This is a genomic window from Streptomyces sp. NPDC015130 (assembly GCF_043080005.1).
Taxonomy (GTDB): domain Bacteria; phylum Actinomycetota; class Actinomycetes; order Streptomycetales; family Streptomycetaceae; genus Streptomyces.
This window is the reverse complement of sequence record NZ_JBIBVC010000004.1, coordinates 22,790-42,171: the sequence shown is the minus strand read 5'-3', so window position 1 is coordinate 42,171 and position 19,382 is coordinate 22,790. Positions and strand designations below refer to the sequence as shown.

Below are 19,382 nucleotides of genomic sequence, written 5' to 3'. Positions count from 1 at the left end.
TCAGGCCGGACACGCCCTCTTGATCGCCTCTGCTACGTACGCGGCGTGGGCCCGCGCCGTCGGCAGCAGCTCCGCCCAGTCCCCGTACTCCCCCGCCAGGTACTGGTCCCGCGCCGCGACCAGCACCGGCCGGTGCTCCTCGGGAAGTTCACCGAGCACCCACCGCGCCGCCCCGTCCTTCGACAGGATCCGGCCGGTGCGGAGGGTGGTGAGGATTCTGGCCAGGGTCAGCAGCACGTTGCGGGTGTCGTCGTCGAGGTCGGCGAGCAGCTCCGGGACGCCCGCGACGATCGCGGTCCGCAGGTCGTCCTCGGGCACCGGCTCGAAGAGCTCGGACGGACGCGGGCCGTGGAGGGAGCGGTCCCCGGCGCGGGCCATGGTGAGCAGCGGGGCGAGGTCGGGGCAGGGCGCGGGCGCGGGGGTGAGGCCGCGCTCGAAGTCGTCGCGGAGCCATTCCCCGTAGAGGTACTCGCAGACCGGCGGGTAGCGCCAGGGGTGTACGTCGGCGTGGACGACCAGACTCAGCTCGACGGGCCGCGCGGGCCCCTCGTACGCCCGCCGGCCCGAGACGGCGAGCAGGGCGTCCGTGAGGGCGCGGCGCTCCCGTTCGGTGGTGCGCCGGGTGAGGGCGACGAGGACGTCCACGTCGCTGGTGGGCCGCAGCCCGCCGAGGACGGCGGAGCCGTGGAGACAAGCCGCGAGGACGGCGTCCTCGCCGAGGGTCTCGCGGACGACGCGTACGACGCGGCGGGCGGCGTCGTGGTCGGCGGCGGCGCTGTCGGCGGCGTGGGCGGGCATGCGGCGGCTCCTGGCGGGTGACGGGCGCGGAGCCCGTCACCGTACCGGAGGAGCGGCGGAGCGGACGGTCAGGCGAGCGCGGGGCCCGGGGCGCCGGTGAGGCGCTCGGGCGTGAGCAGTTCGGCGAGCCGGTGCGCCGGCAGCAGGCCCTTCTCCAGGGTGAGTTCGGCGACGCCCCGGCCGGTGGCGAGTGCCTCCTGGGCGATGGCCGTGGCCGCGGTGTAGCCGAGGTGCGGGTTGAGGGCGGTGGCGAGGCCGATGGAGTTCTCCACGGCCGCGCGGAGGGCCTCGGTGTTGGCCGTGATGCCGTCGACGCAGCGCTCGGCGAGGGTGAGGCAGGCGGCGCGGAGCGAGAGGAGGCTCTTCGAGAGGGCGTGGAAGATGACCGGCTCGAAGGCGTTGAGCTGGAGCTGCCCGCCCTCGGCGGCCATGGTGATGGTGATGTCGTTGCCGATCACCTCGAAGGCGACCTGGTTGACCACCTCGGGGATCACGGGGTTGACCTTGCCCGGCATGATGCTCGAACCCGCCTGGACGGCGGGGAGGTTGATCTCGCCGAGGCCCGCGCGCGGCCCGGAGGAGAGCAGGCGCAGGTCGTTGCAGGTCTTGGAGAGCTTGACCGCGATCCGCTTCAGGACCCCGGAGAGCTGGACGAAGGCGCCGCAGTCCTGGGTGGCCTCGATGAGGTTGGCGGAGGTCACGAGGGGCAGACCGGTCAGCTCGGCGAGCCTGCGGCGGGCGGTCTCCGCGTAGCCGGGCGCGGCGTTGAGACCGGTGCCGATGGCGGTGGCGCCGAGGTTGATCTCGTGGATGAGCTCGACGGCCTCGGCGAGGCGTCCGCGGTCCTCCTCCAGCATCACGGCGTACGTGGAGAACTCCTGGCCCAGCGTCATGGGCACCGCGTCCTGGAGCTGGGTGCGGCCCATCTTCACGACCTCGCGGAACTCCAGCGCCTTGGCGGCGAAGGCGTCCTGGAGCACGGCCATGGCGAGCAGCAGCTCGCGGGCGGCGCCGATGGCCGCGATACGGATGGCCGTCGGGTAGACGTCGTTGGTGGACTGGCCGAGGTTGACGTCCTCGTTGGGGTGGAGGCGCCCGTAGTCGCCCTTGGCGTGGCCGAGGAGCTCCAGGGCACGGTTGGCGACGACCTCGTTGGCGTTCATGTTGGTCGACGTGCCGGCGCCACCCTGCACGACGTCGACGACGAACTGGTCGTGGAGGTGCCCGGAGCGGATCTCCCGGCAGGCGCCGGCGATCGCGTCGGCCTTGTCCGCGGGGAGCAGGCCGAGCTCCTCGTTGGCGCGGGCCGCGGCCTCCTTCACGGCGGCGAGCGCGTCGATCAGCAGGGGGTAGGCGGAGATCGGCGTCCCGGTGATGGCGAAGTTCTCGGTGGCGCGCAGGGTGTGCACGCCCCAGTAGGCGTCGGCCGGCACGTCCCGGTCACCGAGCAGGTCGTGCTCGGTCCGGACGGGGGCGGGGTGCGGGGAGGATGCGGGAACCATGTGGATGCCGTCCTGGGGAGGGAGGGGTGGGGAGGAGGAGCCCGCCGGCAGCGGGCTCGCGGGAGTGAGTGGGGTCGGGTGCGCGGGTGGCCGGGGGCGGAGGGGGTGGGAGTGCGCGGGTGACTGGGCACGGCTCCGGCACGGCCTGGCGGGGCGGTGCGCTGGGCTTCGTGAGGGGAGGGGAGGGGAGGGGAGGGGAGGGAGGGGAGGGGAGGCGGCCGGTGTTCGACAGCCGGGCTGGGGCCGTGGCCGTGGCCGTGGAACTCGGGCCGTGGGCCTGGGCCGCAGGCCCTGGGCCGTCGGACTCGGGCCGTCGGACTCGGGCCGTCGGACTCGGGCCGTCGGGCGGTCGGCCGCGGGTGATCGGGGGCCGGGTCCCGTCGTCGGGTCCGGTCACCGACTCCGGCCGTCTGCGGCCGGTCGTCGGCGGCCGGCCGACTGCGGCCCGTCAGGGGTTGGCTCCGGCTCGCGGCGGAGGGTGGGGAACACTCCGTCCGCGAGCCGGGGTTTCGGGGGCGGCCCCGTCAGGGGCCGGCGGGGCGGGGCGACGGACGGCCGGGCCGTCGGCCCGGGGCGCCCGCGGCCGCTCTCGGCGTCAAGCGCGCGTGGCGACGGCCGAGGCCGAGCGGGAGCCGCCGGTGGCCAGCGCGGGCTCCGCGCGGACGGGGCCCTCCAGGAGGCGGCGCAGGAGGGCGGTGCGGCGCGCCGGGTCCGTGGCGCCGTCGCCCTCGGCGAGGAGCGCGGTCAGGACGGCGATCCGCGCCTGGGCGGCCCGGAGCGTCCCGGTGAGCAGCGCTCCGGCGGCGACGAGGTCGACGGCTCCGCCGCCGGTGTAGATCTCGGCGAGCGGGCCCGCCGGGACGCGGGTGCTCACCGCGACGAGGACGCCCTCGGCGACCGCGTCCGCGACGGCGGCGGCGATCTCCGGGGTGGCGTTGCCCGCGCCGGTCGCTTCGAGGACGATGCCCCGGGCACCGGCGGCCAGGGCCGCACGGATGAAGAGCGGGTCACCGTCGGCGTGGTGCGTGACGATGTCGACCCGCGGCAGCGGGGTCGCGCCGGGGCCGGGCGCCGCGGTCAGGGCGGCGTCCGGGAGCGGCAGCGGCGCGGGGCGCTCCGGGAGGCGCTCGACGTCGACGCGGGAGAAGCCGACGCGGCCGAGGCGCTCGGCGGAGGGGTCGGAGAAGGCGTCGGCGGCGAGCGTCTGGCTCTTGACCGTGCCGCGGGCCGCGTGGACGCGCCCGTCGAAGACGACGAGGACGCCCAGCTCGCGGACGGAGGCGGCGACCTGGAGGGCGTCGTACAGGTTCCCGGGGCCGTCGCCGTCGCCCGTGCCGAAGGGCCGCTGGGCGCCGGTCAGGACGACGGGGCGGGCGTCGCTGTGGTGGAGGTCCAGGAGGAAGGCCGTCTCCTCCAGCGTGTCGGTGCCGTGGGTGACCACGATGCCGTCGACGCCGGGGTCGGCGAAGGTCTCGTGGACGGTCCGCAGGAGGGCGAGCTGGTGGGCCGAGGTCATCCGCGAGCTGTTCACGTTGAACAGGTCGACGACCTCGACGGTGACGCCCTCGGGGAGCGGCGCGGTGGCGAGGACGTCGTTGCCGGAGGCGTCGGCCGCGTAACCCGTGCCCTGCCAGCGGCTGGCGATCGTGCCGCCCGTGCTGATGACGACGATCCGGCGCGCTCCTCCGTCGTTCGTCCGCATCATTGCCTGCCGTCCTCACTCGTACCGAAGTCCCGGCTCGTCATCGACGTCACGAACCGGCATCACCCTGCGTCGCAACGATAGGACAGGAGGCGCGCAAGCCGATTGCGAAATCAGCCGCTTGATCGTTTCAGCGTGGTAGATAATTGCGCCATGGACCGAATCGATCTCCATATCTTGCGCGAGCTCCAGAACGACGGCCGGCTGAGCAACCAGGAGCTGGCCCAGCGGGTCGGGCTCAGCCCCTCCCCCTGTCTGCGCCGGGTGCGTCAGCTGGAGCAGGACGGGGTGATCCAGGGCTACCGGGCGATCATCGACCCGGAGGCCGTGGGGCGGGGCTTCGAGGTGCTCGTCTCGGTGGAGGTGCGGCGGGACCGCGAGACGGTGGAGGCCTTCGAGGAGGCGCTCCAGGGCGTGCCGGACGTCATCGAGGCGTACCGGCTGTTCGGCAGTCCCGGCTGTCTGCTGCGGATCGCGGTGGCCGACCTCGCGGCGTACGAGCGCCTGTGGATCGAGCGGCTGACGACGCTGGCCGGGGTCACCGAGGTCAACTCGCAGATCATCATGAAGCGGATCAAGGAGCCGAAGGGGATGCCGGTGGACGTCCGGGGCACATGACACCCCTCGGCGTGGCACATGACGCTCCCTCGGCCCAGCACATGACACCGCCGCCGGTTCCTCCATATGCGAGAACGTCATGGAACAGCCTCCTTCCCGTTACATGACAGGTACCTGACCTGTGTCACCCTCCCGATGACACGAAGTCAACACGCGTAGACAGCGGGAGCCTTGAGCCGGCGCCCGCGCCCCGCGCGTACCGTCCCCGGGAAAGGGCCCCCCATGTCCGTTGTGCGGATCGGCAGATGGAAGGCGTGGGCGGCGGCCCTCGCCGCCACCCTCGTCGGCGTCACGCTCCCCGCGATCACCGCGACGCCCGCCAGTGCCACGACGACCGCGTACGACAGCACGTACTACAAGAACGCCGTCGGCAAGACCGGCACGAACCTCAAGTCCGCGCTGCACACCATCATCAGCAGCCAGTCGAGGATCTCGTACGACGCCGTCTGGAACGCGCTGAAGGTCACCGACCAGGACCCCGCCAACACCAACAACGTGGTCCTGCTGTACAGCGGCGCCTCGCGCAGCAAGTCGCTCAACGGCGGCGACGTGGGCGACTGGAACCGCGAGCACGTGTGGGCCCAGTCCCACGGCAGCTTCGGCACCTCGGCCGGCCCCGGCACGGACCTGCACCACCTGCGGGCCTGTGACGTCCAGGTCAACAGCACCCGCGGGAACAAGGACTGGGACAACGGCGGCAGCGCGGTCAGCGGCGCCCCCGGCAGCTACACGGACTCCAACTCCTTCGAGCCGCGCAACGCCGACAAGGGCGACGTGGCCCGCATGATCCTCTACATGGCCGTCCGCTACGAGGGCGACGACGCCTGGGCCGACCTGGAGCCCAACGAGTCGTCCACCAACGGCAGCGTCCCCTTCCACGGCCGCCTCGCGATCCTGAAGCAGTGGAACGAGCAGGATCCGCCGAGCGCCTTCGAGGAGCGCCGCAACGACATCATCCACAGCACCTACCAGGGCAACCGCAACCCCTTCATCGACCACCCCGAGTGGGTCGAGGCGATCTGGTAGGGCCGACGCGACCGCAGGAACGGAGCCGGGCCGGGCTCGTCACACCCCGGCCCGGCTCCGGCGCGTTCCGGCGGCATCCCACAGGCCGGCGAAGGGTGTTCGGCACGAGGGTGCGCGCCGACCGACCCGTACGCCTGACCGTTCCCGGCGGCTTCAAACGTGAAATCCCGGATCTTCTCACGCTCTTCGCGCACACGTCAGGGGTGCGCAAGAGGCGTTACCCATCCGTTATAAACGGTGGTTTTGTCCCACAACACCCCCGTATTCCGTGTGTCGGAGCACGCATTCCCGCCATGCCGGCCACCGGCGCACCTATCACGCTTCCTCGGTCTCGAACAAGGCCTCCGGACCAGGAAGTTCCGAGATCCACTCGGTAGCTTCGGCGCCCATGACCACCACTGCCACCACCCGCACGACACCCCCGACGATCGCGGACGGCGCCGAGCTCTGGCGGATCGCCCACGGCTCGGGGGAACTGGACCTCAACTCGCCCTACAGCTACCTGCTGTGGTGCCGCGACTTCGCCGACACGACCTCCGTCGCCCGTGACTCCACCGGGCGCCCGATCGGATTCGTCACCGGCTACCTGCGGCCCGAGGCGCCGGACACCCTCTTCGTCTGGCAGATCGCCGTCGAGGGTTCGCACCGCGGAAGCGGGGTAGCCGGGACCCTGCTGGACGCCCTGTCCGCACGGGTGGCGGCCGAGCACGGGATCAGCCGGGTCGAGGCGACGGTCACTCCGGGGAACGTGGCCTCCGACCGCCTGTTCCGGTCCTACGCACGCCGGCAGGGCGCGGACGTGACCCGGGAGGTCCTCTTCCCGGCGGCCGCCTTCCCCACGGCGGGACACGACTCCGAGGTGCTGTACCGGATCGGCCCGATCGCGCCCCCGGCGCCCTGAGCCGTCGCCCGGGACACGTGCCCGACGCGCGTCACCCGGCGCCGTCGCCCGCGCCCCGCACCCGTACCCCCGTACCCCACTCTGGAGAAGAGACCTCGTGACCCTGACCGACTTCGCCACGACCGGCATCGCCGCCCCCTCCGTCTTCGAAACGCTCGAATCGGAGGTACGCAGCTACTGCCGCGGCTGGCCCGTCGTCTTCTCGCGCGCCACCGGGAGCCGGCTGTACGACGAGCAGGGGCGACCCTACCTCGACTTCTTCGCCGGCGCGGGTTCCCTGAACTACGGCCACAACAACCCGGCTCTCAAGCGGGCCCTGCTCGACTACCTCGCCGACGACGGCATCACCCACGGCCTCGACATGTCGACGACCGCCAAACGGGACTTCCTGGAGACCTTCCACGCCACGGTCCTGGAGCCCCGCGGCCTGCCCTACAAGGTGATGTTCCCCGGCCCCACGGGCACCAACGCCGTCGAGGCCGCCCTGAAGCTCGCCCGGAAGGTCACCGGCCGCCAGACCGTCGTCTCCTTCACCAACGCCTTCCACGGGATGTCGCTCGGCTCGCTCGCCGTCACCGGCAACGCGGCCAAGCGCGCCGGCGCGGGCGTCCCGCTCCACCACGCCATCCGCATGCCCTTCGACGACTACCTCGACGGGCACCTCCCCGACTTCCTCTGGTTCGAGCGGCTCCTGGACGACGCCGGCTCCGGACTCGACCACCCGGCGGCCGTGATCGTCGAGACGGTGCAGGGAGAGGGCGGCGTCAACGTCGCCCGCGCCGAGTGGCTGCGCTCGCTCGCGGACCTCTGCCGCCGGCACGACATGCTCCTCATCGCGGACGACATCCAGATGGGCTGCGGCCGCACCGGCGACTTCTTCTCCTTCGAGGAGGCGGGCATCACGCCCGACATCGTCACCCTGTCCAAGTCCATCAGCGGCTACGGCCTGCCCATGTCCCTCTGCCTCTTCCGCCCCGAGCTCGACGTGTGGCAGCCCGGCGAGCACAACGGCACCTTCCGCGGCAACAACCCCGCCTTCGTCACCGCCACCGCCGCCCTCGACGCCTATTGGCGCGACGGCGCCCTGCGCGAGCGGACCCTCGGCCGCGCGGACCGGGTCGAGCGCGCCCTCCTCGACCTGTGCACGGGCGACGGGCGCACCGGACTCTCGGTCCGCGGGCGCGGACTGGTCTGGGGCCTGGAGTTCGCCGACGGGGAGCGCGCCGACGCGGTGTGCCGACGCGCCTTCGAGACCGGCCTGCTCGTGGAGACCTCGGGGCCGCGCGGCGAGGTCGTCAAGCTCCTGCCGCCGCTGACCGCGACCGACGACGAACTCGACGAGGGCCTCGGCATCCTCGCCCGCTCCGTCCGCCACACCCCCTGACCTCCCCGCCCCTCCCCCGGCGGCACGCAACCGAAAGGCGACACACCCCATGATCGTCCGTTCCTTCGACGAGCTGGAGAACACCGAGCGGCACGTACGGGCCGCGTCCGGCACCTGGGAGAGCAAGCGCATCGTCCTGGCCCGGGAGCGGGTCGGCTTCTCCCTCCACGAGACGGTGCTGTACGCCGGCACCGAGACCTCCATGTGGTACGCGCACCACGTCGAGGCCGTCGTCTGCACGGCCGGCGAGGCCGAGCTCACCGACCTGGAGACGGGCCGGTCCTACACGATCGTGCCCGGAACGATGTACCTGCTCGACGGCCACGAACGCCACACCCTCAAGGTCAAGCGGGACTTCCGCTGCCTGTGCGTCTTCAACCCGCCCGTCACGGGCCGCGAGGACCACGACGAGAACGGCGTCTACCCCCTGCTCACCGAACCCTCCGGGGACGGCCGCTGAGCCCCGGCACACCACCACCGAACGGCACCCGGCGCACCCCTCCGAGAAAGACGCATCCCTCCGAGAAAGGCGGCACCATCCCTCATGCCCTCCGCACCCACCCGCCCCGTCGACCTCTACCCCACCCGTGGCCCCAAGGAGGAACTGATCGGCCGCAAGGACCCCGTCGTGTGGTCCGAGCCCGGCACGGCGGGCCCCTTCTGGGCCCGTGAACTCGCGGAGTACGAGCGCGACGGCTTCGTCACGGTGGACGAGCTCGTCACCCCGCACGAGGTCGACGAGCTCCGGGCCGAGCTGGACCGGCTCGTCGCCGACCCCACCGTGCGGGCGGACGAGCGCGCGATCGTCGAGCCCCGCTCCCAGGAGATCCGGTCCGTCTTCGAGGTGCACCGGATGAGCGAGGTCTTCGGCCGGCTGGCCGAGGACCCCCGGGTGGTCGGCCGCGCCCGCCAGATCCTCGGCTCGGAGGTCTACGTCCACCAGTCGCGGGTCAACGTGAAGCCCGGCTTCGGCGCCAGCGGTTTCTACTGGCACTCCGACTTCGAGACCTGGCACGCGGAGGACGGCCTGCCGAGGATGCGGACCGTCTCGGTGTCGATCGCGCTCACCCCGAACCACACCACCAACGGCAGCCTGATGATCATGCCGGGTTCGCACCGCACGTTCCTGGGCTGCGCCGGTGCCACGCCCCAGGACAACTACAAGCAGTCGCTCCGGATGCAGGACGCCGGCACACCGTCCCCCGAGGCGCTGACGACGTTCGCCGACGCCTGCGGGATCCGCCACTTCACCGGTCCGGCGGGCTCGGCCACCTGGTTCGACTGCAACGCCCTGCACGGCTCGGGCGACAACATCACCCCGTACCCCCGGAGCAATGTGTTCCTCGTCTTCAACAGCGTCGAGAACGAGCCGGAGGCGCCCTTCGCCGCCCCGGTCCGGCGTCCCTCCTTCGTCGCCGCGCGCCCCGGGAGCCGGTGATGACCGGACCCGCTCCCCTGGACCGCCGCCGCTTCCTCGGCAGAACGGCGCTCCTGGGCGGCCTCGCCCTGACGCCCGGCCTCCTCGCGGCGTGCACCCGCACCCAGGCGGGGACGGGGGCGCCCGAGGACGACGGCGAGCTCCTGGCGAGGCTGCGGAAGCAGGGCTTCGTGCGGGTCGGGTTCGCCGGCGAGGCACCGTACGGCTTCCAGGACGGCGCCGAGCTCGCAGGTGAGGCCCCGACGCTCCACCGCGAGATCTTCACGGCCCTCGGGGTCCGCGAACTGCGGCCGACGCTCACGGAGTTCGGGGCGCTGATACCCGGGCTCCTGGCCGACCGCTTCGACGTGGTGAGCGCCGGCATGTCGATCACTCCCGAGCGGTGCGCCAAGGTGATCTTCTCCGAGCCGGAGTTCGTCTCCCCCACCGCCCTGCTGGTCCGGGCGGGCAACCCGAAGGGGCTGAGCGACCTCGCGTCCTGTGCGGCGAAGGGTGCCACGGTCGGGGTGCTGACCGCCGCCGTGGAGGCGTCCTTCGCGAAGGCGGCGGGGGTGCCCGAGGGCTCGGTGAAGACGCTGGCCAAGCAGCAGGACGGCCTCGACGCCCTGGTGGCCGGCCGGATCGACGCCTTCGCGCTGACCGCGATCTCGCTGCGCTGGCTCGCGCGGACGAACGGGGGCGCGCCGGTCGAGGTGGCGGAGCCGTTCGTCCCGGTGGTCGACGGCGTACGGCAGCTGGGCGCGGGCGGGGCGGTGTTCCGGCCGGGGGCGACCGCCCTGCGGGACGCGTTCGACACCGAGCTCCGGAAGATCACCGGGGCCCCGGACCGGTTCGTGGAGCTGATCGGGCGCTACGGCTTCACCCGGCGCGAGGTGCCTCCCCGCTCCCTGCGGACCGCCGACCTGTGCGCGGGGTGAGGGGCGGCGGGCATGGCTGACTTCCTCGCCGAGCTGGGCGAGGCGGTGCCCCGGCTCGCCGACGGGCTGCTCGTCACGGCCGAGGCGACCGTGCTCGGCGCCGCGCTCGCCCTGCTGCTCGCGTACGTGCTCGGCCTGCTGTCCGGGTCGGCGCGGCGAACGGTGCGCGGAGCGGCCCGGGTCGTCGTCGAGTTCTTCCGCGGGACCTCCTTGTACGTGCAGCTCTTCTGGCTGTTCTTCGCGCTCCCGATGCTCGGATTCCGTCTGGAGCCGCTGGCCTGCGGCGTCCTCGCGCTGGGCCTCAACTTCGGGGCGTACGGCTCCGAGGTGGTGCGGGGCGCGGTGGCCGCGGTGCCCCGCGCCCAGACCGAGGCGGCGCTCGCGCTGGGGATGGGCCCGGTGCTGCGGCTGCGGCGGGTGGTGCTGCCGCAGGCGCACGCCCTGATGGTCGCGCCCTTCAAGAACCTGCTCGTCCAACTGCTGAAGGCGACGCCGCTGCTGTCCCTGGTCACGGTCCAGGACCTGACCTTTCGGATCGACCAGCTGCGCTCGTCGACCGGGGCGACGGCCGCCTCGTACCTGCTGCTCCTGGGGCTGTACTTCGGCATGGCCGTCGTGCTGAGCCTCGGCATGAACGCCCTGGAGCGGGCCGCGAAGGCCCGCGCCGGGCAGGAAGGAGGCGCGTGATGTGGGACGGGGAGGCGACCCTGGCCGCCCTGCCGGCCGTTCTCCGGGGGTTCGGCGTCACCCTGGTCGCGACCGTGCTCGCCTTCGCCCTCGCCGCGGTGCTCGGTCTCGCGCTCGCCCTCGTGCAGCGCGCGGGTCCCGCGTGGCTGGCCCTGCCGGTGCGCGGGGCGGCCGGCTTCGTCCGCTCGACCCCGCTGCTGGTGCAGCTGTTCGCGGCGTGGGTGCTGGTCCCGGGTCTCGACGCGCCGGTGCTCGGCGTCCTGGTCCTGGGCGTGCACTACGCCACGTACCTCTCCGAGGTGTACCGGACGGGCATCGACGCCGTGCCGAAGGGGCAGTGGGAGGCCTGCACGGCCCTGTCGCTGCCGCGCCGGCGGGTGTGGCGGGCGGTCGTGCTGCCGCAGGCCGTGCGCAACGTGCTGCCGCCGCTGGGCAACTACGCAGTGTCGATGTTCAAGGAGACGCCGCTGCTGTCGGTGATCACGGTCCACGAGATGGTCCACGAGGCGAACACCTTCGGCAGCACCCACTTCGCCTATCTGGAGAGCTTCACCCTGGCCGCCGCGGTGTTCCTGCTCGCGAGCTGGCCGACGTCCGTGCTGGTACGACGAATGGAGGCACGCCTTGCCCACTGAGGACCCCGCGGTCCGCTTCGACCGGGTCACGAAGCGGTACGGCGACCACACCGTGCTCGACGGCCTCGACCTGGAGGTGGCCCGTGGGGAGCGGGTGACCCTCATCGGCCCGAGCGGCTCCGGGAAGACCACGATCCTCCGGCTGCTGATGACGCTGGAGCGGGTCACGGACGGGGGCGTTCACGTGGCCGGGGAGCCCTTCTCCCACATGCCGGGTCGCACGCCCGGGAAGCTGGTGCCGGCGAGCGAGCGTCATCTGGCCGCGCGTAGGCGGCGGATCGGCATGGTCTTCCAGCAGTTCAACCTCTTCCCGCACATGAGCGTCCTCGACAACGTCGTCGAGGCGCCCGTGCACGTCCTCGGCGAGAGCAGGGAGGAGGCGGCGTGCAGGGCGCGGGACCTCCTCGACCTGGTCGGGCTCGCCGACAAGGTCGACGCGCGGCCGACCCGGCTCTCCGGCGGCCAGCAGCAGCGGGTGGCCATCGCCCGTGCGCTCGCGATGCGCCCCGAGATCCTGCTCCTGGACGAGGTGACGTCCGCGCTGGACCCGGAGCTCGTGGCGGAGGTGCTCGACGTGCTGCGGGACGTCGCCCACCGGACCGACATCACGCTGCTGTGCGTGACGCACGAGATGGGCTTCGCCCGGGACGTCTCGGACCGGATCCTGATGTTCGACCGCGGCCGGATCGTCGAGTCGGGACCGGCGGACGAGCTCCTGGACGCGCCCGTGGAGGAGCGCACCCGCGCGTTCCTGAGTTCCGTGCGCTGAGCCCGGCCCGCGCCGGTCTCTCAGCCCTCGCTCCCCTGCTCGACCATGCCGTCCCGCAGTCGGTCCAGGCTCCGGGCGAGCAGCCGCGAGACGTGCATCTGGGAGACCCCGAGCCGCTCGCCGATCTGCGTCTGGGTGAGTTCGTCCACGAAGCGGAGGTGGAGCAGCAGCCGGTCGCGGGGGGCGAGGGTCTCCAGGAGCGGGGCGAGGGTGTGGCACTCCTCGAAGAGCGCGAGCGCCGGGTCCTCCCGGCCGATGAGGTCGGCCAGGGCCGCGTCGTCGTCCTCGCCGTCACCGGCGAACGTGGCGTCCAGGGACGTGGAGTTGTATCCGTTGGCGGCGACCTGGGCCTCGATCACCTCTTCCTCGGACAGGTCCATGGCCGGCGCCAGCTCCGCGACGCGCGGGGCCCGGCCGAGCTGTGAACTCAGCTCCTCGGTGGCCTTGGCCAGCTCCACCCGCGCCTCCTGGAGCCGGCGCGGGACGTGCACGGCCCAGGTGGTGTCGCGGAAGAACCTCTTGATCTCGCCCACGATGTAGGGGACGGCGAAGGTGGTGAACTCCACCTCGCGCGACAGGTCGAAGCGGTCGATCGCCTTGATGAGCCCGACCATACCGACCTGGAGGATGTCCTCCCGCTCGTCACCGCGCCCCCGGAACCGGCCCGCCGCGTACACCACCAGGGACATGTTCATCTCGATGAGCGTGTTCCGGACGTACTGGTGGCCCTCGGTGCCCTCCTCCCGCGCCGCCAGTTCACGGAGGAACACCTTCGACAGGGCGCGCGCGTCCCGGGGCGGCACCTCGTGCGGGACCTCGGGAAACGGCAGGTCCTCGCCCACGCCGTTCGTCACGTACGTCGTCGTCGCCTCGGCCGGATCGGTCCGCACGGGGACAACCTCCTCTGGTCGGCGGTCCGTTCAGCGGTCCTGGTTCTCGTACCCCCGCTTCCCGAAGGCACTCCTGGCCCGTTCTCGTCCGATTTCTCCCGGGAGGCACACATCCCTCCGGCCCGAACGGGAAGACGGAACCCGTCACCCACCATGGAACCGGTCAGAAACCGGTCAGATGCCGGTCCAGAATCGGTCAGGAAACGGTCAGGAACCGGTCAGGAAACGGACTGGCACCGGAAGAACAGGAAGTACAGGAAGCGAGGGATGCGTGATGAAGACCTGGAGCGACACCCGGTCCCCGGCCCCCCGGGTGGACCCGCACGGCGCCGGGAGCCCCGGTCCGTCCCCGGTCCGTACCCCGGCCCAGGCGCGGCAGCTCGTCCGCCACACACTCGCGGCGCTCGGCCCCCTGTGGCCCTCGCAGGTCGAGGACCTGCTGCTCGTCACCTCGGAGCTGGTGACGAACGCGCACCGGCACGCGGGCGGCGTCACCGGCTTCGGCATCGGCGTCGGACGCGACCGGGTGACGGTGTCCGTGTCCGACTCCAGTGGGCGGACCCCGCTGTACGAGCTGCGTGGGGGGCTCCGCGCCGGCGGCTACGGCTGGCCGATCGTGCTCCGCCTGTGCCGCGAGGTGACCGTGGACGCAGGTCCGGAGGGCAAGACCATCCACGCGACGGTGGCGGTCGACCGCCGGTGACCGGACCCCGCCCCCTCACGGCCGCGCCCGCCACGGCGGGGACGACCTGTGGAAGGGTGAGCCGATGACCTCACGCTCGTACGACGTCCTCGCCGGCGCCCCGGACTCCCCCGTCCTCCTCCATGTCCCGCACTCCTCCCGGGTGATACCCCCGGACGTGCGCGAGGGCATCCTGCTCGGCGACGGGGAACTGGACCGCGAGCTGGACCACATCACCGACGCCCACACCGAGGAGATCGCGGCCGTGGCCGCGGCGACCGCCGGCACGGCCCCCTGGCGGTTCGTCAACCGGCTGTCACGGCTGGTCGTCGACCCCGAGCGCTTCCCCGACGAGCGGGAGGAGATGCTGGCCGTCGGCATGGGCGCGGTGTACACGCGGACCACGCACCGCGCCGCGCTCCGCCCCGCCGGCTTCGACCCGGGACCGCTGATCGACGCGTACTTCACGCCGTACGCCGAGGCCATGGCCGCCGCCGTGGCGGAGCGGCTGGCGGCGACGGGGCGGGCCGTGATCGTCGACGTCCACTCGTACCCGACCGGGCCGCTGCCGTACGAGCTGCACGGCGAGGGGCCCCGCCCGCCGGTCTGCCTCGGCACCGACGCCTTCCACACGCCGCCGGCCCTGCTGGACGCGGCGCGGGAGGCGTTCGGCGGGTTCGGCGGGCTGGAGACGGACACGCCCTTCGCCGGGACGTACGTACCGCTGGCGTACCACGGCAAGGACCCGCGGGTCAGCGCGCTCATGATCGAGATTCGCCGCGACGTGTACATGAGCGAACCGGGCGGCGCGGCGGGTCCGGGGGCGCGGGCCCTCGGGGCGGCCCTGGCTGCGCTCGTCGACGCGGTGCCGACGCACCCGCCGGCGTAGGGACTGCGGAGAGGGGTCCCTGCGAACCGAACGACAGCCCCGGTCGGCGGACCGGACGGGGCGGGCCGTCGGGCAACCGGCCCAGCTCCACGAGCGCCCGGGGCGAAGGCCTGGTGAGCTGTACCCGGAGATCTCCGGTGCCCTCACGCCCGGACCCCCGGAACGAACGGAGAGGAACCCCGTGCCGGACCCGACGACGTCGTACGCCGACTTGCGCGCCCTGGTGATCAACTGCACGTTGAAGCGTTCCCCGGAGCGCAGCCACACACAGGGGCTGATCGACATCAGCACCGGGATCATGGAGCGCCAGGGCGTCCAGGTCGAGGTGCTCAGGGCGGTGGACATCGACATCGCGACCGGTGTCTGGCCGGACATGACGGAGCACGGCTGGGAGACGGACGAGTGGCCGGTGATCTACTCGCAGGTGATGGCCGCCGACATCCTGACCCTGGCGGGACCTGTGTGGCTGGGGGACAACTCCTCGGTCATGAAGAAGGTGATCGAGCGTCTGTACGCCTGCTCGTCGATCCTCAACGAACAGGGCCAGTACGCCTACTACGGCCGGGTGGGCGGCTGCCTGATCACCGGGAACGAGGACGGCGCCAAGCACTGCGCGATGAACGTCCTCTACAGCCTCCAGCACCTCGGGTACGTCGTCCCGCCGCAGGCGGACGCGGGCTGGGTCGGCCCGGCCGGTCCGGGACCGTCCTACCTCGACCCCGGCTCGGGCGGACCGGAGAACGACTTCACGAACCGCAACACGACCTTCATGACCTGGAACCAGCTCCACCTGGCGAGGATGCTCAAGGACACCGGTGGCATCCCCGCCCACGGAAACCAGCGCGCCGAGTGGGACGCCGGCTGCCGGTTCGACTTCGAGAACCCCGAGCACCGCTGAGCACGGACCGGAAGGGACGCGGTCGCCCGATCTGACGGTGTCGTGGCGCCAGGGCGTCAGACGAGGTCGCGGTGGCGGCCCACCTGCGTGGAGAAGAGGTAGAGCGGGGGCAGGAGGGCGGCGGCGCAGACGGTCCAGAGCGCGGTGTGGGCGCCGAACCGGGTGGCGAGGAGCCCGGCGGTGAGCGCGCCGAGCGGCATCGCGCCCCAGGAGACGAAGCGGACCGTGGCCATCACGCGGGACAGCAGTTCCGGCGGCGACTGCGTCTGCCGGTAGGTGCGGGTGGTGATCGAGCCGATGACGGTGCCGAAGGCGAAGCCGGCGTTGCCCAGGGCGAACCAGTACGCGTCCCCCGCCGACGTGGTCAGCGGGGCGAGCAGGAGCAGCGCGCCGCCGGCCAGATCGGCCAGGATGGCGCCCCGCGCGGTGCCGACGCGAGTGGTCACGCGGACCGCGACGGCGGCGCCGGCGAGCGCGCCGACCCCGTCCATGGCGAGGACGAGACCGAGCTGTACGGAGTCGAGGCCGGCTTCGCGGACCAGGTAGAGGGGGGTGAGGGCGACGAGGGCCGCGTTGAGGAAGTTGGCGGCGGTCGCCCAGATCATGCAGGGGCGCATGACCGGGTGCTTGGTGACGTACCGCCATCCCTCGCGCATCAGCCGCAGCGCGCTCTCGCCGGTACGGGGTGCGGGGCGGCTCTCGGGGAGGGTGCGCAGGAGCACGGCGGAGGCCAGGTAGCTGGCGGCGTCCACGACGAGGGCTCCGACCGGGCCTGTCGCGCCGATCAGGACGCCGCCGAGGGAGGGGCCGCCGGTGTCGGTGACGGCGTGCGTGCCCGACATGACGCTGTTGCGGGCGGCCAGCTGCTGCGCCGGGACGACGGCGGGCAGGAAGGTCGAGTTGCCGATGTCGAACAGCACGGTCGCCGCGCCGGTGACGAGCGCCGCGAACAGCAGGTGCGGATAGGTGAGCGTGTCGATCCACCAGGCGAGCGGCAGCGATCCGAGTGCCGCGAACCGTACGAGGTCGAGGGTGACCTGGAGTCGGCGCAGCGGCACACGCTGCGCGACGACGCCCGCCGGGAGGCTGAGCAGCAGCCACGAGACCTGCCCGGCGGCGGCGAGGAGGGCGACCTCGAAGGCGGTGGCGTCGAGGACGGTGAGGGCGACGAGCGGCAGGGCGAGGGCGGTGACGGCGGTGCCCGCGCCGCTGACGGTGGCGGCGGCCCAGAAGCGCCAGAAGACCCCCGGCGACGAGCTCTCCCGTTCGTCCTCGCGTCGGTCGTGCTCCTGGATCGCTCGTGTTCCGCTCATACGGCGCCCACCCCCGGGGTTCTTGTTAGTCTCTTTTGGGAACTCACTCGTTCGAGGTCAGTTTCTATCCGGAACTGACCTCATGGCGCAAGATGGTCCCGACGGACGGCCGCCGTGCGCGCAGAAGTGGAGACGTAGTGATGAGGTCGGTTCCCGAGCGGGACGCCGCCTGCGCGATCGCGCAGGCCGCGGCGGTGGTCGGCGACTGGTGGAGCCTGCTCCTGATCCGGGAGACCGCCCGGGGACACCACCGGTTCGACGCGCTCCAGGAGGAGCTGGGCATCTCCCGGAAGGTGCTCACCGAGCGCCTGGCGCACCTGGTGGAGACGGGGGTGCTGGAGAAGGTCCCGTACCAGGAGCGGCCGACGCGGCACGAGTACCGGCTGACCGAGAGCGGCCGGGGGCTGCTGCCCGTCCTGCTGTCGATGCAGGACTGGGCCGACCGCTGGCTCCTCGGCGACGGCTCCCTCAGCGGCACCGCCGACGAGACGAGCGCGGAGGCACGGCGCGTCGCGGACCTGACGGGCCGGCGACTGCCGCGCCTGCGGCTGCCCGGTCACCGGGACGGCGCGCCGGTCGACCCGGTGGCCGACAGCATCGCCACCGTCCTGTTCTGCTACCCGGCGACCGGGAGCCCCGGCCCCCTGCCGGAGGGCTGGTCACACATCCCCGGCACCGTCGGCTGCACGCTGGAGAACCGGCTCTTCCGGGACGCCTACGCGGACTTCCGCGCCGCGGGCGCGGAGGTGCACGGCGTCAGCACCCAACGTCCCGACGAACAACGCGTGTTCGCGAGCCAGGAGGACATCCCCTTCACCCTCCTCTCCGACGTCGACCTCCGCCTCGCCGCCGCCCTGCGCCTGCCCACCTTCCGCGCCGGACAACTGCTGCGGCTGAAGCGGACCGTGCTGGTCGTCGACCGCGACGGCACGGTGCGGCACGCGCGCTTCCCGGTGACGGACATCCCGGAAGCGGTGAACGAGGCGCTGGCCGAGGTACGGCGTCTGGCGGCGGAGGACTGACACCACGGGATTCCCGGGGGAACACCGCCGGCGGACCTCGCCGGTGGAGACGACGGCCTCGGTGGCCGGGCCCTGTCCCGGCCTTCGGCACACACGCGTCGTCGGCGCTCAAGCGGCTCTTTAGCGAGCGGTCCCAGTGTGTGGGGGCAGCAACGCCTCCGCCCGCTTCCGCCGATCTGGAGACCCAAGGTGATCACCGACGCCGACCTCACCCGTCGCCTCCTGCCCGGCGACGGGCCGGGAGAGTTCTTCCTGCCGCCGCTGCCGCGGCTGCTGCCCGCGGTCTACCACCCCGACGCCGCCCGCATCGAGATCGCCTCCAACGGCTGGGTGCGACGGATGCTGGCGGACTGCTTCGACTCCGAGGAGTCGCTGCTGTTCTTCCTGCGGCAGCGCAACGGGATCTACGGGCCGCTGACGGTGCCCTACGCCGAGGCGGGCAGGGCCCGGAACATCGCCGACTGGTACCAGTTCGTCACGGTGATCGACAGCTTCGTCTCCGACGAGGCGGCACTGGGTGCCGACCACGCGGCGGCCGCCGAGACCTTCGCCGCCGTCGTCGCCGACCTCCGCGAGGGCGGGGCCGGCGGACCGGCCGCGAGCCTGTACGGCCGCGCCGCCCAGGACCTGTGGCGGCGTATCGCGGCCGGGATGAGCGCACGGCAGGTCGATCGGCTCGTCGCGGCCCTGGAGGCGTTCCTGCGCGGCTGCGCGGAGGAGATCCGCAGCAAACTCGACGAGCACGTCCCGCAGTTCGAGACGTGCATGCGGGTGCGGGTCGACAGCTTCGGGTGCGCGTTCCTGGAGCTGCTCACCGAGTACGCGGCCGAGGTCGACATGAGCCTGGCCGCCGCGGAGGGCCTGTTCGACGAGGTCCACCACCACGGCATGCGGCAGCTGATCCTCGTCAACGACCTGCTCTCGTGGCGGAAGGAGTACGCCCAGCGGGACACCATGACGACCGTCCGCGTGCTGTGCGAGGTCGAAGGGCTTGAGCTGCAGGACGCCGTCGACCGGCTGTGCGCCCTGGTGGAGCACCACGAACGCGCCTACATCGCGGCGCGCGACGCGGTGCTGGCCGGCCCCCAAGGGCACCGCGAGGACGTCCGCGCCTATCTGTCGGGGCTCGACCATCTGATCGGCGGAAGCCAGGAGTTCGAGTACCTGACGCCGCGCTACTTCGGCGACGGCTCGGTGTGGGACGGCTCCACCTCCGGCTGGATCAGTCTCACCGCACCGGTGGCCCGCTTCCGTGACGCACCCGCTGCCCCGCCGAGCGCCCGACCCACCCGATCGCTGGTTTGAGGAGCG

At 72.6% G+C, this 19,382-nt stretch carries 20 protein-coding genes; 15 read left to right on the top strand and 5 right to left on the bottom strand.

Going from position 1 to position 19,382, the window contains the following annotated elements:
• The 3 genes from ACF08F_RS08785 to ACF08F_RS08775 form a co-directional block, all read right to left on the bottom strand.
• Nucleotides 1-798: an aminoglycoside adenylyltransferase family protein gene (locus ACF08F_RS08785; RefSeq protein WP_392297810.1), complete on the bottom strand. Its 798-nt coding sequence runs from the start codon at nt 796-798 to the stop codon at nt 1-3.
• A 68-nt stretch (nt 799-866) separates the two neighbouring features.
• Nucleotides 867-2,300, bottom strand: coding sequence for an aspartate ammonia-lyase (locus ACF08F_RS08780; protein ID WP_392297809.1), 1,434 nt, complete (start codon nt 2,298-2,300; stop codon nt 867-869).
• Between the two features lie 595 nt (nt 2,301-2,895).
• Complete coding sequence (locus ACF08F_RS08775; RefSeq protein ID WP_392297808.1) at nt 2,896-4,005, bottom strand: asparaginase; 1,110 nt, start codon at nt 4,003-4,005, stop codon at nt 2,896-2,898.
• A gap of 150 nt (nt 4,006-4,155) precedes the next feature.
• Here ACF08F_RS08775 and ACF08F_RS08770 point away from each other — a divergent pair, with 150 nt between their 5' ends.
• From ACF08F_RS08770 to ehuA, 10 genes are all read left to right on the top strand, one after another.
• The gene (locus tag ACF08F_RS08770) at nt 4,156-4,620 is read left to right on the top strand and encodes an Lrp/AsnC family transcriptional regulator (RefSeq protein ID WP_392297807.1); all 465 of its coding nucleotides are present in this window, start codon (nt 4,156-4,158) and stop codon (nt 4,618-4,620) included.
• Nucleotides 4,621-4,842: 222 nt separating this feature from the next.
• Nucleotides 4,843-5,646 (top strand): endonuclease I family protein, encoded by an 804-nt coding sequence (locus ACF08F_RS08765; protein ID WP_392297806.1) that lies wholly within the window; start codon nt 4,843-4,845, stop codon nt 5,644-5,646.
• A gap of 388 nt (nt 5,647-6,034) precedes the next feature.
• A complete protein-coding gene (gene ectA, locus ACF08F_RS08760; RefSeq protein WP_392297805.1) occupies nt 6,035-6,547 on the top strand; it encodes a diaminobutyrate acetyltransferase in 513 nt (170 codons plus the stop codon).
• A 97-nt stretch (nt 6,548-6,644) separates the two neighbouring features.
• Entirely contained in the window at nt 6,645-7,931 is a 1,287-nt protein-coding gene (gene ectB, locus ACF08F_RS08755; protein WP_392297804.1) for a diaminobutyrate--2-oxoglutarate transaminase, read from the top strand.
• A gap of 49 nt (nt 7,932-7,980) precedes the next feature.
• Nucleotides 7,981-8,391, top strand: a complete 411-nt coding sequence (locus ACF08F_RS08750; RefSeq protein WP_392297803.1) for an ectoine synthase — start codon at nt 7,981-7,983, stop codon at nt 8,389-8,391.
• A gap of 84 nt (nt 8,392-8,475) precedes the next feature.
• Complete coding sequence (thpD, locus tag ACF08F_RS08745; RefSeq protein ID WP_392297802.1) at nt 8,476-9,369, top strand: ectoine hydroxylase; 894 nt, start codon at nt 8,476-8,478, stop codon at nt 9,367-9,369.
• The gene (ehuB, locus tag ACF08F_RS08740) at nt 9,369-10,286 is read left to right on the top strand and encodes an ectoine/hydroxyectoine ABC transporter substrate-binding protein EhuB (RefSeq protein ID WP_392297801.1); all 918 of its coding nucleotides are present in this window, start codon (nt 9,369-9,371) and stop codon (nt 10,284-10,286) included. Before thpD ends, ehuB begins: the two co-directional genes overlap by 1 nt.
• A 12-nt stretch (nt 10,287-10,298) precedes the next feature.
• Entirely contained in the window at nt 10,299-10,973 is a 675-nt protein-coding gene (ehuC, locus tag ACF08F_RS08735; RefSeq protein WP_392297800.1) for an ectoine/hydroxyectoine ABC transporter permease subunit EhuC, read from the top strand.
• Nucleotides 10,973-11,608, top strand: a complete 636-nt coding sequence (gene ehuD, locus ACF08F_RS08730; protein ID WP_392297799.1) for an ectoine/hydroxyectoine ABC transporter permease subunit EhuD — start codon at nt 10,973-10,975, stop codon at nt 11,606-11,608. Before ehuC ends, ehuD begins: the two co-directional genes overlap by 1 nt.
• A complete protein-coding gene (gene ehuA / locus ACF08F_RS08725; protein ID WP_392297798.1) occupies nt 11,598-12,377 on the top strand; it encodes an ectoine/hydroxyectoine ABC transporter ATP-binding protein EhuA in 780 nt (259 codons plus the stop codon). Before ehuD ends, ehuA begins: the two co-directional genes overlap by 11 nt.
• A 20-nt stretch (nt 12,378-12,397) precedes the next feature.
• On the opposite strand, the gene ACF08F_RS08720 is transcribed toward ehuA, so the two are convergent.
• Entirely contained in the window at nt 12,398-13,267 is an 870-nt protein-coding gene (locus tag ACF08F_RS08720) for an RNA polymerase sigma factor SigF (RefSeq protein WP_392297797.1), read from the bottom strand.
• 274 nt (nt 13,268-13,541) lie between these two features.
• On the opposite strand from ACF08F_RS08720, the gene ACF08F_RS08715 reads away from it, so the two are divergent.
• The 3 genes from ACF08F_RS08715 to ACF08F_RS08705 all read left to right on the top strand — a co-directional run bounded on the left by ACF08F_RS08715 (nt 13,542) and on the right by ACF08F_RS08705 (nt 15,736).
• Nucleotides 13,542-13,970 (top strand): ATP-binding protein, encoded by a 429-nt coding sequence (locus tag ACF08F_RS08715; protein ID WP_392297796.1) that lies wholly within the window; start codon nt 13,542-13,544, stop codon nt 13,968-13,970.
• A gap of 64 nt (nt 13,971-14,034) precedes the next feature.
• Nucleotides 14,035-14,838 (top strand): N-formylglutamate amidohydrolase, encoded by an 804-nt coding sequence (locus tag ACF08F_RS08710; RefSeq protein ID WP_392297795.1) that lies wholly within the window; start codon nt 14,035-14,037, stop codon nt 14,836-14,838.
• Between the two features lie 181 nt (nt 14,839-15,019).
• A complete protein-coding gene (locus tag ACF08F_RS08705; protein WP_392297794.1) occupies nt 15,020-15,736 on the top strand; it encodes a flavodoxin family protein in 717 nt (238 codons plus the stop codon).
• 56 nt (nt 15,737-15,792) lie between these two features.
• On the opposite strand, the gene ACF08F_RS08700 is transcribed toward ACF08F_RS08705, so the two are convergent.
• On the bottom strand, nt 15,793-17,049 hold the full coding sequence (locus tag ACF08F_RS08700) for an MFS transporter (protein ID WP_392297793.1): 1,257 nt from the start codon (nt 17,047-17,049) through the stop codon (nt 15,793-15,795).
• Between the two features lie 140 nt (nt 17,050-17,189).
• On the opposite strand from ACF08F_RS08700, the gene ACF08F_RS08695 reads away from it, so the two are divergent.
• Together ACF08F_RS08695 and ACF08F_RS08690 are read left to right on the top strand one after the other, a co-directional pair.
• On the top strand, nt 17,190-18,071 hold the full coding sequence (locus ACF08F_RS08695; RefSeq protein ID WP_392297792.1) for a winged helix-turn-helix transcriptional regulator: 882 nt from the start codon (nt 17,190-17,192) through the stop codon (nt 18,069-18,071).
• 189 nt (nt 18,072-18,260) lie between these two features.
• A complete protein-coding gene (locus tag ACF08F_RS08690; RefSeq protein ID WP_392297791.1) occupies nt 18,261-19,376 on the top strand; it encodes a terpene synthase family protein in 1,116 nt (371 codons plus the stop codon).
• Nucleotides 19,377-19,382 lie beyond the last annotated feature (6 nt).

What these genes read in the sequence shown, in the direction of transcription:
- ACF08F_RS08785 (WP_392297810.1), bottom strand. Translation starts at nt 798, where the DNA reads ATGCCCGCCCACGCCGCCGACAGCGCCGCCGCCGACCACGACGCCGCC.
- ACF08F_RS08780 (WP_392297809.1), bottom strand. Translation starts at nt 2,300, where the DNA reads ATGGTTCCCGCATCCTCCCCGCACCCCGCCCCCGTCCGGACCGAGCAC.
- ACF08F_RS08775 (WP_392297808.1), bottom strand. Translation starts at nt 4,005, where the DNA reads ATGATGCGGACGAACGACGGAGGAGCGCGCCGGATCGTCGTCATCAGC.
- ACF08F_RS08770 (WP_392297807.1), top strand. Translation starts at nt 4,156, where the DNA reads ATGGACCGAATCGATCTCCATATCTTGCGCGAGCTCCAGAACGACGGC.
- ACF08F_RS08765 (WP_392297806.1), top strand. Translation starts at nt 4,843, where the DNA reads ATGTCCGTTGTGCGGATCGGCAGATGGAAGGCGTGGGCGGCGGCCCTC.
- ectA (WP_392297805.1), top strand. Translation starts at nt 6,035, where the DNA reads ATGACCACCACTGCCACCACCCGCACGACACCCCCGACGATCGCGGAC.
- ACF08F_RS08750 (WP_392297803.1), top strand. Translation starts at nt 7,981, where the DNA reads ATGATCGTCCGTTCCTTCGACGAGCTGGAGAACACCGAGCGGCACGTA.
- thpD (WP_392297802.1), top strand. Translation starts at nt 8,476, where the DNA reads ATGCCCTCCGCACCCACCCGCCCCGTCGACCTCTACCCCACCCGTGGC.
- ehuB (WP_392297801.1), top strand. Translation starts at nt 9,369, where the DNA reads ATGACCGGACCCGCTCCCCTGGACCGCCGCCGCTTCCTCGGCAGAACG.
- ehuC (WP_392297800.1), top strand. Translation starts at nt 10,299, where the DNA reads ATGGCTGACTTCCTCGCCGAGCTGGGCGAGGCGGTGCCCCGGCTCGCC.
- ehuD (WP_392297799.1), top strand. Translation starts at nt 10,973, where the DNA reads ATGTGGGACGGGGAGGCGACCCTGGCCGCCCTGCCGGCCGTTCTCCGG.
- ACF08F_RS08715 (WP_392297796.1), top strand. Translation starts at nt 13,542, where the DNA reads ATGAAGACCTGGAGCGACACCCGGTCCCCGGCCCCCCGGGTGGACCCG.
- ACF08F_RS08710 (WP_392297795.1), top strand. Translation starts at nt 14,035, where the DNA reads ATGACCTCACGCTCGTACGACGTCCTCGCCGGCGCCCCGGACTCCCCC.
- ACF08F_RS08700 (WP_392297793.1), bottom strand. Translation starts at nt 17,049, where the DNA reads ATGAGCGGAACACGAGCGATCCAGGAGCACGACCGACGCGAGGACGAA.
- ACF08F_RS08695 (WP_392297792.1), top strand. Translation starts at nt 17,190, where the DNA reads ATGAGGTCGGTTCCCGAGCGGGACGCCGCCTGCGCGATCGCGCAGGCC.